The sequence below is a fragment of the Pseudarthrobacter sp. HLT1-3 genome (assembly GCF_059383535.1).
The window spans coordinates 147,822-159,943 of sequence record NZ_JBWZCJ010000001.1 but is presented as its reverse complement, the minus strand read 5'-3'; the positions used below and the strand labels follow the sequence as shown (position 1 = coordinate 159,943).

Annotated in this window: 9 protein-coding genes and 1 pseudogene; 6 read left to right on the top strand and 4 right to left on the bottom strand. The window is 68.2% G+C overall.

From position 1 onward, the window contains the following. Positions 1–339 precede the first annotated feature (339 nt). Positions 340–1,677 (top strand): annotated as a pseudogene (allB, locus tag AC50X9_RS00720) (allantoinase AllB); the annotation flags it as partial. Between the two features lie 96 nt (positions 1,678–1,773). Beyond that, complete coding sequence (gene bcp, locus AC50X9_RS00715; protein ID WP_494889062.1) at positions 1,774–2,253, top strand: thioredoxin-dependent thiol peroxidase; 480 nt, start codon at positions 1,774–1,776, stop codon at positions 2,251–2,253. An 81-nt stretch (positions 2,254–2,334) separates the two neighbouring features. On the opposite strand, the gene AC50X9_RS00710 is transcribed toward bcp, so the two are convergent. Next, the gene (locus AC50X9_RS00710) at positions 2,335–3,183 is read right to left on the bottom strand and encodes a class I SAM-dependent methyltransferase (protein ID WP_494889060.1); all 849 of its coding nucleotides are present in this window, start codon (positions 3,181–3,183) and stop codon (positions 2,335–2,337) included. Positions 3,184–3,280: 97 nt separating this feature from the next. On the opposite strand from AC50X9_RS00710, the gene AC50X9_RS00705 reads away from it, so the two are divergent. From AC50X9_RS00705 to purM, 3 genes are all read left to right on the top strand, one after another. Further along, on the top strand, positions 3,281–3,613 hold the full coding sequence (locus AC50X9_RS00705; protein ID WP_494889058.1) for a hypothetical protein: 333 nt from the start codon (positions 3,281–3,283) through the stop codon (positions 3,611–3,613). A 65-nt stretch (positions 3,614–3,678) separates the two neighbouring features. Further along, on the top strand, positions 3,679–5,391 hold the full coding sequence (gene purF, locus AC50X9_RS00700; protein WP_494889056.1) for an amidophosphoribosyltransferase: 1,713 nt from the start codon (positions 3,679–3,681) through the stop codon (positions 5,389–5,391). Next, positions 5,388–6,560, top strand: coding sequence for a phosphoribosylformylglycinamidine cyclo-ligase (gene purM / locus AC50X9_RS00695; protein ID WP_494889054.1), 1,173 nt, complete (start codon positions 5,388–5,390; stop codon positions 6,558–6,560). Before purF ends, purM begins: the two co-directional genes overlap by 4 nt. Positions 6,561–6,673: 113 nt before the next feature. On the opposite strand, the gene AC50X9_RS00690 is transcribed toward purM, so the two are convergent. Both AC50X9_RS00690 and AC50X9_RS00685 read right to left on the bottom strand, forming a co-directional pair. Then, positions 6,674–7,456, bottom strand: a complete 783-nt coding sequence (locus AC50X9_RS00690) for a VOC family protein (protein WP_494889052.1) — start codon at positions 7,454–7,456, stop codon at positions 6,674–6,676. Positions 7,457–7,672: 216 nt separating this feature from the next. Next, positions 7,673–7,906, bottom strand: coding sequence for a DUF3073 domain-containing protein (locus AC50X9_RS00685; protein WP_282381218.1), 234 nt, complete (start codon positions 7,904–7,906; stop codon positions 7,673–7,675). Between the two features lie 289 nt (positions 7,907–8,195). Between AC50X9_RS00685 and AC50X9_RS00680 the strand changes: the two genes are divergently transcribed. Then, on the top strand, positions 8,196–9,101 hold the full coding sequence (locus tag AC50X9_RS00680) for a septum formation family protein (RefSeq protein ID WP_494889050.1): 906 nt from the start codon (positions 8,196–8,198) through the stop codon (positions 9,099–9,101). A 92-nt stretch (positions 9,102–9,193) separates the two neighbouring features. Here the strand turns inward: AC50X9_RS00680 and clpB are convergent, their stop codons facing one another. Then, positions 9,194–11,863, bottom strand: coding sequence for an ATP-dependent chaperone ClpB (gene clpB, locus AC50X9_RS00675; RefSeq protein WP_494889048.1), 2,670 nt, complete (start codon positions 11,861–11,863; stop codon positions 9,194–9,196). Positions 11,864–12,122 lie beyond the last annotated feature (259 nt).

The following is a 12,122-nucleotide window of genomic DNA, read 5'->3' as shown; positions in this document are numbered from 1 at the left end:
CTGCGCTCCGCAACTGTTCACGGGCCACTCTTTGGCGGAGCCTTCCAACCCGCCCGCGGTCCGGGGGCACTTTGCCGCGGACACGCCGGCCGCCGTCGTGATTTTCGACGTCGACGCCCGCAAAGTGCCCCTCGACGGTCCAGCGCCCGTCCTTACCGCCCCGCACCGGCCCCGGCGACCGCGTGAAATCCGGCTTCCGCGCGGTGCGTGCTTTGACGGAACCCGAAACCAAGGTAGACACATCTATAGCGGAGGCGGCGGCGCTTCTGGACCGGACGGTACCTCGGCGCCCAGCGGGCGCTGGCTGCAGAACCGCGGCAGGAAGCAAGGAGAGCCCGAATGCCTGAAGAACCCTTCGACTTCGTCATCCGGGGCCGCCGCGTCCTCACGCCGGACGGGATCGCGCCGCGCGAGGTGGGGGTGCGCGGCGGCAGGGTCGTTGCCCTCGAACCGCTCGGCAGCGGGCTCTCCGGCGCCGAGGTCATTGAACTTTCGGACGACGAAACCCTGATTCCGGGGCTCGTGGACACCCACGTCCACGTGAACGAACCGGGCCGCACCGAATGGGAGGGCTTTGCCTCGGCAACCCGGGCCGCGGCAGCCGGCGGCGTGACCACCATCATCGACATGCCGCTCAACAGCATTCCGCCCACCACGACGGTGGAAGCCCTCAACCTCAAACGCGACGTCGCCGAGGACCAGGCGTTCGTGGACGTCGGGTTCTGGGGCGGAGCCGTTCCCGGCAACAAGGCGGATCTCCGCCCGCTGCATGACGAGGGAGTTTTCGGCTTCAAGTGTTTCCTGCTGCACTCCGGCGTCGACGAGTTCCCCCAGCTGGACGCCGAGGAGCTGGAGGAGGACCTGGCCGAACTCCAGTCCTTCGACGCGCTGATGATCGTCCACGCCGAGGACCCCCGCGCGATCGACCGTGCGCCGCACGCGGCCGGCGCCGAGTACGCCAGCTTCCTGGCGTCCCGGCCGCGTGGCGCCGAGAACAAGGCGATCGCCGAGGTCATCGAACGTGCCCGCTGGACCGGCGCCCGCGCCCACATCCTGCACCTGTCATCCTCGGACGCGCTGCCTATGATCGCCAGCGCCAGGCGCGACGGCGTGCGGCTCACGGTGGAGACCTGCCCGCACTACCTCACCCTTATAGCTGAGGAAATCCCCGACGGGGCCACCGCATTCAAATGCTGCCCGCCCATCCGTGAGGCCGCCAACCGGGAACTGCTCTGGCAGGGCCTCCAGGACGGCACCATCGACTGCATCGTCTCCGACCATTCGCCCAGCACCCTGGACCTCAAGGACCTGGAGAATGGCGACTTCGCCGTGGCCTGGGGCGGCGTCTCCTCGCTTCAGCTGGGCCTGTCGTTGATCTGGACGGAGGCACTGCAGCGCGGCATCCCGCTGGGGCAGGTGGTGGCCTGGATGGCCCAAAAGCCCGCCGAACTGGCCCGGCTGACCACCAAGGGCCAGCTCGCTCCGGGGTTCGACGCCGACTTCGCCATCTTCGCGCCCGACGAGGCCTTCGTGGTGGACGCGGCCAGGCTCAAGCACAAGAATCCCATCACCCCGTACGACGGCAAGGCCCTCTCCGGCGTCGTCCGCAGAACCTTCCTGCGCGGGCAGGAGGTCGACGGCCGGACTCCGCGCGGAAGACTGCTCCGCCGCCCTGGGGCGCAGTCCGGCGGAATACAGCATCCGGGCCCGTGGTTGTGCAACGGCAGACGGCCAGATCCGTAGCTAACTCCGACGAACCCCGAAGGATCCCCCATGAGCCTCAACCCCACCATCAAGCTCCAGCCCGGAACCCCCGCCCCGGAATTCACCCTTCCGGACGCCACGGGACACAAGGTTTCACTGGCCGATTACCGCGGCAAGAACGTCATTGTCTACTTCTACCCGAAGGCCGCCACCCCGGGCTGCACCACCGAGGCCTGCGACTTCCGCGACAGCCTGGCCTCCCTGCAGGGCTCCGGCTACGAGGTGCTGGGCATTTCCCCCGATGCTCCCGAGGCGCTGGCCCGGTTCAGCGGCGACTTCTCGCTGTCCTTCCCGCTGCTTGCCGACGAGGACCACGCCGTGGCGGTGGCCTACGGCGCCTGGGGCGAGAATCTGGTTAACGGCGAAGTCACCGAAGCGATCGTCCGCTCCACCGTGGTCCTGGACCCCGAGGGCAACGTGAAGCTGGCGCAGTACCAGGTCAAGGCGCAGGGGCACGTCACCGCGCTGAAGGAGGAACTGGGCGTCTAGGACGCTGCGTTTCCGCGGCGCTTTCGGACGCACGCACCCCGGATCCCCGCCGTACCGGTCCGAAGCCGCCGCGAAAACCGGCTAGACCCGCGTGCCCGCCACGATGGTGGCTGTGGAGCGGAGTCGGATGGCGCCGTCGTGTTCGTAGCGGCCCAGCAGCGCGAAGACGTCGGAGCGGATCAGCTCCCGGGATGCCCGGTCCGCCGTCGCCAGGCCCACGCCGACGGTGGTCGCGATCTCGGTCATGAATTCCCAGTACAGCTCCGGTGTCTCGTGGACCAGGTCCGTGCTGACCTTCCGCTCGCTCACATCAACCAGTCCGGCGTCCCTGAAGACCCTGGTCATGAATCCCTGAGCGGCGCACCGGAACAGTCCCGGCGCGCCCGTCTTCGGCACCGGCAGCTCGGTGTGGCGGGCAATCGTCCCAAGGATCAGGGTGGCCCACGGGTTTTCGGCGGCCCGGCCCCAGACTGCGGCGCTGATCCGGGCGCCCGGCTTGGCCACCCGGGCCATTTCCGCTACCGCGGTGGACACCCGGGGGAAGAACATAAAACCGAAGCGGCAGAGGACCGCATCGAAAACCGCGTCGCCGAAGGGCAGTTGGGCGGCGTCGCCGACGGCGGTGTGTACGTTCGCCAGCCCGCGGGCTGCTGCCTTCTCGGCTGCGACCCGCAACATCCCCTCGGAGAGGTCCAGCAGGGTGACGCTGCCGCGCGGGACCAGAGCGGCCGCTGTGAGGCCCGGTTCGCCGGTTCCGGCTGCGACGTCGAGGACAGCGGCGTCCGGGCGCAACCGCGCCTCCTCGATGACCGCATCGCCAAAGGGGGCGTGCCAGCCGAGCACCTCTGCGTCCCATTTCCGCCAGCCGGTGGAGAACTCGTCCCAGGTACTGCGCTGCTGGTCCCTGATCCAGTCTGCTGAGGCTGACATGGGCGCTCCTTGGCTGTTCCGTGCCCTCCCCCACCCACTAGTGTGCTCCCGCCGCCGCGGCGGGAGCAATGGTTGCCGGGGCAGTAGGCTTAACGGCATGTCTACCCCCGAAAACCCCGGCACCGCAGGCGAGCAGCATGTCCCCGAACGGCGCGACGTCACCGTGCGCCGGGCGCCGAAGTACGTGCCGTTCCTCGTCCTGGGCGGGCTTCTGGGCTTCGGCGTGGCGGCTTTCCTCGCCTACGGCCTCCCGGGCGATGAAAGCTACGACGCCAGTGCGGTGTTCGGTTTCTTTATGATCCTATGTGGCGCCGGCGGCGTGATTCTTGGTGGCCTTACGGCGCTCGTCCTGGACCGCCTGAGCGTCCGCCGCGCCAGGCGCGCCGTCGTCGAATCCGTCCCGGATTCCGGGGATCAGCAAGGGGCCTGAGCGGGCCGCAGGTCATAAATCGGCCGCCGGGAAAGTCCTAGCGCACAACGTGAGATAATCGACCAGTGGCACGCGGCGATGGAAAACTTTCTCATGACCTTCTCTCTGGCGAAAAGGGCCCTCAGGACGCATGTGGCGTCTTTGGGGTCTGGGCTCCCGGCGAAGAGGTTGCAAAACTCACTTATTACGGGCTGTATGCACTGCAGCACCGCGGTCAGGAGTCGGCTGGTATTGCTACCAGCGACGGCAAGCGGATCAACGTCTACAAGGACATGGGGCTCGTATCCCAGGTCTTCGACGAGACAACGCTTAACACCCTGACCGGGCACCTGGCCGTTGGCCACTGCCGTTACTCGACCACCGGCGCCAGCCACTGGGCCAACGCGCAGCCCACCCTGGGCGCGACGGCGACCGGTACCGTGGCGCTGGCCCACAACGGCAACCTGACCAACACCGCCGAGCTCAAGGCCATGATTGTGGACCGCAACAGCGGCCAGCTCACCGGCGAAATGAAACAGGGCAACACCTCGGACACCGCCCTTGTCACCGCCCTACTGGAGGGCGAAGAGGGCAAGTCGCTAGAACAGACCGCGATGGACCTGCTGCCCAAGATCAAGGGCGGCTTTTGCTTTGTCTTCATGGATGAAGGCACCCTCTACGCGGCCCGCGACACGTACGGCATCCGCCCGCTCTGCCTGGGCCGGCTGGAGCGCGGCTGGGTGGTCGCTTCCGAGCAGTCCGCCCTCGCCACAGTCGGGGCGAGCTTCATCCGCGAAATCGAGCCGGGCGAGTTCATCGCGATCGACGAGGAGGGCGTCCGCTCGCAGCGATTCGCCGCGGCGACGCCGGCAGGTTGCGTCTTCGAGTACGTCTACCTTGCCCGCCCGGACGCCTCCATCGCCGGCCGCTCCGTGTACGAGTCCCGAGTGGAAATGGGCCGCCAGCTGGCACGCGAAAACACCCAGGAAGCGGACATCGTCATCCCGGTCCCGGAATCCGGCACCCCCGCGGCCGTGGGCTACGCCGAGGAATCCGGGATCCCGTTCGCGCACGGTTTCGTCAAAAACGCCTACGTGGGCCGGACGTTCATCCAGCCCTCGCAGACCCTGCGCCAGCTCGGCATCCGGCTCAAGCTCAACGCCCTCGAATCCGTGATCCGCGGCAAGCGCGTGGTGGTCGTCGACGACTCGATCGTCCGCGGCAACACCCAGCGCGCCATCGTGCGGATGCTCCGGGAAGCCGGCGCCAAGTCCGTGCACATCAAGATTTCCTCCCCGCCGGTCAAGTGGCCGTGCTTCTACGGCATCGACTTCGCCTCCCGCGCCGAGCTGATCGCCAACGGCGCCACCGTCGAGGAGATCACCCAGGCCATCGGCGCCGACTCGCTGGCCTACATCTCCGAAGAAGGCATGATCGGTGCCACCCAGCAGCCGCGCGAACGCCTGTGCACCGCCTGCTTCACCGGCAAGTACCCGATTGAACTGCCGGGCGCCGACAAGCTCGGCAAGAACCTGCTCGAACGCACCGATCTCGGCGGTCTCCCCGCAGCTGCCAGCTCCCCGGCCCCGCTCGCGGCTGTCCCGGCCGCCGCTGTCCTTGGCGGCCCCGCCGGGGACGCCCCCGACGTCGACCCCGGCACGACCCTGGATGACGACCCGGCCGAAAAGGTCGGTGCCACCGGCTGCGACCCGGGCCCGGACGCCGAATTCGAAGAACTGCTCACCGACGCCGATCGCATTGATCGTCCCATTGCAGCCGACAAGAAAGAGCCCGTATGACTTCCGCCTCCCCGGCCGCTGACATGAACGCCGCCCAGAACACCGTCGGCATCACCTACGCTTCCGCCGGCGTCGACGTCGAAGCGGGCGACCGCGCCGTCGAACTCATGAAGGATGCCGTCAAGGCCACGCACAACTCCTCGGTGATCGGCGGCGTCGGCGGCTTCGCGGGCCTGTACGACGTCTCGAAGCTGCTCACCTACAAGCGCCCGCTGCTGGCCACGTCCACCGACGGCGTCGGCACCAAGGTGGCCATTGCGCAGGCCATGGACATCCATGACACCATCGGTTTCGACCTGGTCGGCATGGTGGTCGATGACATCGTCGTCGTGGGCGCCGAACCGCTGTTCATGACCGACTACATCGCCTGCGGCAAGGTGGTCCCGGAGCGGATCGCGGACATCGTCCGGGGCATCGCTGCCGCCTGCTCCGTGGCCGGCACCGCCCTGGTGGGCGGCGAAACGGCCGAGCACCCCGGCCTGCTGGGCGAACACGAGTACGACGTCGCGGGCGCCGCCACCGGTGTTGTCGAAGCCGCCGACCTGCTGGGTCCGGACCGCGTCCGCGCCGGCGACGTGGTGATCGGCATGGCCTCCTCGGGCCTGCACTCCAACGGCTACTCCCTGGTCCGCCGCGTCATCAACCACGCCGGCTGGGCCCTGGACCGCCACGTCTCCGAGTTCAGCCGCACGTTGGGCGAGGAACTCCTGGAACCGACCCGCGTCTACGCCGCCGACTGCCTGGACCTGGCCCGCACCTTCCCGGTGAACGGCTCCGCCGGCGGCCGGGCCGTGCACGGCTTCAGCCACGTGACCGGTGGCGGCCTCGCCGCCAACCTGGCCCGCGTCCTGCCGCAGGGCCTACTGGCCACCGTGGACCGCGCCACCTGGCAGCTCCCGGCCATCTTCCGGCTCGTGGCCGAACTGGGCAACGTGCCGCTGGCCGATCTGGAGCGCACCCTGAACCTGGGCGTGGGCATGGTCGCGATCGTCTCACCGGAGGCAGCCGACGCGGCCGTGGACCGGCTCAACGATCGCGGGCTGCCGGCCTGGGTCATGGGCACCGTGGAGGAAAACTCCGACTCGATCATCAAGACCGGCCCGGACTACGTGCAGGGCGCCAAAGGCGTCGACGGCGGCGCCGTCCGGCTGGTCAACGCCTACGCCTGACCCTTCTCGAGCAACCCTTCTCGAGCAACCCTTCTCGAGTAACCCTTATCGAGTGCTCCGTAACTGCCGTTTAGCACGTCCAAAACGGCAGTTACGGAGCACTCGATCTGTGGTTAAACCTCGAGGACGCTGAAGACGCCGCCCTGCGGATCCTCAAGGGTGGCGATGGTGCCGGCCTCCTCGTCCTCGTCCGGTTCAATCAGTACCGTGCCGCCGGCCGCCACCGCCGCCGCGACCGCGTCGGCGACGCTGGACACCCCGAAGTACACCTGCCATCCCGGCTGGAGCGTGCCCTCGGCCTCCCCGGGGACCGACGCGATCCCGGCCACTTCCGCGCCGTCCACCACCAGCGTGGTGTACTTGCCGCCGTCGTCCTGCGGGTATTCCGTTACGTCGTGCCCGAAGAGCTGCTGGAAGAACCCGACGGCGGCCTGCGGCTCGGGCGTCAGCAGTTCCGCCCATGCCAGGGACCCGGGTTCCCCGCTGCGGGCGGCGCCGAAGTGGCTTCCGGCCTGCCAGGCGCCGGTGGTGCCGCCTCCGGGCGGGGCGAAGAAGACCATCACCCCTGTGCCGGCCACGTCCTCCGGGCCGAATTCCAGGGTGCCGCCGGCGTCCGCCAGGCTTTCGGCCAGCCCTTCGGCGTCGGCGGAGGCGAGGTACACGTTCCACTGCCCAGGTGCCTTGGCGGCCGACTGCTGCGGATTCTGCGGCGCGATCACGGTGACCAGGTCCTCACCCACAAAGGCCTGCGCATAGCTGCGCCCGTCCGGGGTGGGCAGGTCCTTGTAGCGCCAGCCGAAGATGGCGGAGTAGAAGGTCTTGGCCGCCCCGACGTCGCTGGTCTGGAGATCCGTCCAGCAGACCTCCCCTTCGGTGAACCCCGTGCGCGTGGTCATGGCCATCCCTCCGGAAGTTGGTGCGGGCCGGTGGATCCGGCAGCTTCAACCTAGCCTGAGGGTCCGGCCGGGACAACTGCGGACGGGCTTGGCCGGTAGGTAATCCGCGGGCAGCAGAAAACCCGCCGGCCTCTCCCGTTTCGGGAGCGGCCGGCGGGCCTGAAATCACGTGGTCGGCAATCCGCTAACGGAAAAACATGCCGGGAAGAAGTCCGACTAACCTATCCGACGGGAATCTACCTCGTCGTCGTCCTCTTCCACATCGTCCGCGTACTTATCCACATAAGCCGAATAATCTGGCTCAACCGGCTCGCTCGAGAAGCGGCTCGGTGCACGAACCTCAGAACTCTTGAGCTCACGCTGGAGCGCAGTGTAGTCAGTGTTCGGGGAGTAATACTTGATGTCCCGAGCCTGCTTGGTAGCTTTTGCCTTTTGACGGCCGCGCCCCATGGCGTGACCCCCTTTTGTACTCGGACCGGAGGTGGTCACCATTGGCGTTAGTGAGGCCCCGGAATGTTTGGTCAATTTGTCGTACACCTAGATTACATGCTTTCAGCGGTAACTGCTCCCCGGGACGGCCGCTGTGGGCAGTGTCGCACGCGGCAGTGCCCGGTACGGCGCCGCGGCGGCGTGCGGCCCGCCCGGCATCTTCGATAGAGTTCCGTAGTGGACCCCCGGAAACGGGTCCCTCCAGCGGGCGTCCAGTCGCGGAAAAATGCACGGAAGTGGTGAAGTCCCAGTGACCGAAGAGAACGAGAGGCCCGGCGGCACCCGCTGGCCCGGGGTTCCCCCTGCCGGCGGATCCGGCGAACGGTCCGCCCCGGCGGGACCGCCTGTAGAGTCGCCTGCGGTCCCGCCGAGACCTTCGGCGCCGCCGACGTCCGCGACGCCCGTTGTACCGTCGGCCGCCCCGGCTGCCTCGACTACACCGGCCACCCCGCACCCCGTCCGCCCGTCTATCCCGCCAGTCATCCGGGCCGACGCCGGGCAGCCCGGCACTCGCGAGCGTCGAAGCGGCCGCGCCACCGCCGGGGCCGCCACGGGGGCCGCCGGCGTTGCTCTGGCGGGGGCTACGAGGGCCGCCTCGGAAAAAGCCTCGCAGCTGGGCAGCATTGTCCGCCGCCAGGCTCCCACCAGAATCATCGCCGCCGTCGCCGCCGTCCTCATAATGGGCCTGTTGATCTGGTGGTTGACGTCGCTGGGCGGTGGCAGCACCACGCAGTCTGCGGACGCCTCCCCCGCTGCCGCTGCCGCCGCCGCACCGGCGCCTGCTCCCGCGAGCCGCGGGCCGTTACCGCTGGAGGGCGTCAGCCCGCTGGACTTCCAGCTCGGCGACTGTTTCAAGGATTTTGACCCGGAGGCGCCGCAGTCCACCATCGTGGATTGCACCGCAGGGCACTCGGCGCAGCTGATCGCGATCCACCAGTATCAGGAATCGGACGCCTATCCCGGCCTGACCGCACTGAAGGACAAAGGCCGCGAGACCTGCCGCAGTGCGCAATTGGCCGCCGCCGCCACCAGCTACGGCCTGAAGCAACGCAACGCCTACCCGAGCTCCTCAAGCTGGGACAACGGAGACCGCCGCGTGGACTGCTACGTCACCGCGGACGCCGGCAACGTGATCATGGAATCGCTGGTTCCCTAGGAAGTAACCGCGGAGCCCTCGGGTTCCAGCCCCAAACAAACTGCCAGCCGGACAAGTTTCCGGCTGGCAGTGTCTGTTTGAGGCGGCGACCCCTACCCCTTGCGGCTGACGGAGAGCCCGCTGCCGGTGGAGGCGCCGCCGTCGGGCCGGTCCGATGCCGCGGCGCCGCCCATGGTGAGCTCCGTGAGGTCCGGGGCGGTGTCCACGAGCACGGTGTCGCCGTCCACGATCTCGCCGGCCAGGATGGCCTTGGCCAGCCGGTCGCCGATTTCGCGCTGCACCAGTCGGCGCAGCGGGCGGGCGCCGTAGGCGGGGTCGAAGCCGGTCACCGCGAGCCAGGCGCGGGCACCCTCGGTCACTTCCAGGTTGAGCCGGCGGCCCTTCAGCCGTTCGCCCAGTTCCTTGACCTGCAGTTCCACGATCCGGGACAGCTCCTCGACGCTCAGCGGGTCGAACAGCACCACTTCATCGAGCCGGTTCAGGAACTCGGGCTTGAAGGAGGAGTGCACGGTGGCCATCACGGCTTCGCGCTTGGCGTTCGCGTCCAGCAGCGGGTCGACCAGGAACTGGCTGCCCAGGTTGGAGGTCAGGACCAGGATCACGTTGCGGAAGTCCACGGTGCGGCCCTGGCCGTCGGTGAGCCGGCCGTCGTCGAGCACCTGCAGGAGGATGTCGAAGACCTCCGGGTGGGCCTTGTCGACCTCGTCGAGCAGCAGTACGGAGTAAGGGCGGCGGCGGACGGCCTCGGTGAGCTGGCCGCCTTCCTCGTAGCCCACGTAGCCGGGGGGCGCGCCGACGAGGCGGGCCACCGAGTGCTTCTCCGAGTATTCGGACATGTCGATCCGCACCATGGCCCGTTCGTCGTCGAACAGGAAGTCCGCCAGGGCCTTCGCCAGCTCGGTCTTGCCGACGCCCGTGGGGCCGAGGAACAGGAAGGAGCCGGTTGGCCGGTTGGGGTCGCTGATCCCCGCCCGGGCGCGGCGGACGGCGTCGGACACCGCGGTGACAGCCTTGCTCTGGCCGATCAGCCGTTTGCCCAGCACCTGCTCCATCTCCAGCAGTTTCTGGCTCTCGCCCTGCAGCATGCGGCCGGCGGGGATGCCGGTCCAGGCCGAAATAACTTCGGCGATGTCGTCGGCAGTGACCTCGTCGGCCACCATGAGTTCCTGCTTGGCCCCGCCGCCGGCCACCCGTGCCGATTCCGCTTCGGCGGCCTCGTTGAGTTCCCGCTCGAGCGCGGGAAGTTCGCCGTACAGGATCCGGGAGGCCGCCTCGAGGTCGCCTTCGCGCTGGAACTTCTCCGCGGCGGAGCGCAGTTCGTCGATCTTGGCCTTCAGGTCGCCGACCCGGTTAAGGCCGGCCTTTTCGGCTTCCCAGCGGGCGTTGAGCGCGCCGAGTTCTTCATTCTTGTCAGCCTTGTCCGCACGGATCGCGGCCAGCCGTTCCACTGATGCGGGATCGGTCTCGTTGGCCAGCGCCAGTTCCTCCATGGTCAGGCGGTCCACGGAACGTTTTAGCTGGTCAATCTCCTCGGGGGCGGAATCGATCTCCATCCGCAGCCGGGAAGCCGCCTCGTCGACCAGGTCGATCGCCTTGTCCGGCAGCTGACGGCCCGAGATGTAGCGGCTGGAGAGGGTGGCGGCGGCGACGAGGGCGGAGTCGGCGATGGCGACCTTGTGGTGCGCCTCGTAGCGTTCCTTGAGTCCGCGCAGGATGCCGATCGTGTCTTCAACGCTCGGCTCCCCGACGTAGACCTGCTGGAAGCGGCGTTCCAGGGCGGGGTCCTTCTCGATGTTTTCGCGGTACTCATCCAGCGTGGTCGCACCGATCAGCCGCAGCTCGCCGCGGGCCAGCATGGGCTTGAGCATGTTGCCGGCGTCCATGGAGCTGTCCCCGGACGCGCCGGCCCCCACCACGGTGTGGATCTCGTCGATGAAAGTGACGATCTGGCCTTCGGAGCCCTTGATCTCCTCCAGGACGGCCTTGAGCCGTTCCTCGAATTCGCCGCGGTACTTGGCACCGGCCACCATGGAGGCGAGGTCCAGGGCGACCAGGGTCTTACCGCGCAGACTCTCGGGAACATCATTGGCGACAATCCGCTGGGCAAGCCCTTCGACGACGGCGGTCTTGCCGACGCCGGGTTCGCCGATGATAACGGGGTTGTTCTTGGTCCGGCGGCTCAGCACCTGGATGATGCGGCGGATCTCGGCGTCGCGGCCGATGACCGGGTCCAGCTTCCCGGCGCGGGCAACCGCGGTGAGGTCGGTGCCGTACTTCTCCAGCGCCTGGAAGGAATTTTCGGGGTCGGCGTTGTCCACCTTGCGGTCGCCGCGGACACCCGGGAGAGCCGCGAGCAAAGCCTCGTGGGAAGTCCCGGATTCGCGCATGAGTTTGCCGACGGCGTCGCTTCCCGACGCAAGCCCCAGCAGCAGGTGTTCGGTGGAGACGTAGCTGTCGCCGAGCCGTTCGGCCTCATTCTGGGCATTCTTGATGGCCTGCAGCGCGGTGCGGGACATCTGCGGCTGCTGCACCGAGCTGCCGGAGGTGGACGGAAGGGCCTTGATGGCAGTGCTCGCCTGGACGCTGACGGAGTCCGGGTCCGCCCCGGTGGCGCGGAGGAGCGCGACGGCGACGCCCTCGCGCTGGTCCATGAGTGCCTTGAGGAGATGGGCGGGCTCGAGCTGGGGATTGCCCGCCGTCGAGGCGTTCATGGCGGCTGCCGCAAGCGCCTCCTGGCTCTTGGTGGTGAATTTGGCGTCCAAAGAGAGCTCCTTCCGGGAACATGCTGGTAATAAAGTTGAGTCTACTACGCTCAACTTTGCATTTGGTCCCTTTGGCTCCATGTTTGCCGACAGCGAAACGGCTGTCTAGGGCCGGAGTCCCCGCGCCCGCCGTCTCCCCACGGGACATGCCCTCCGCTCCCGCGGGCCACCGGACATAGTGCCAACATGCGCACTGCGCAGGCCCGGGACTGGGCATGTCCTCCGCATGTCCTCCGCACGCGCGAACCTGAGGTGCCCG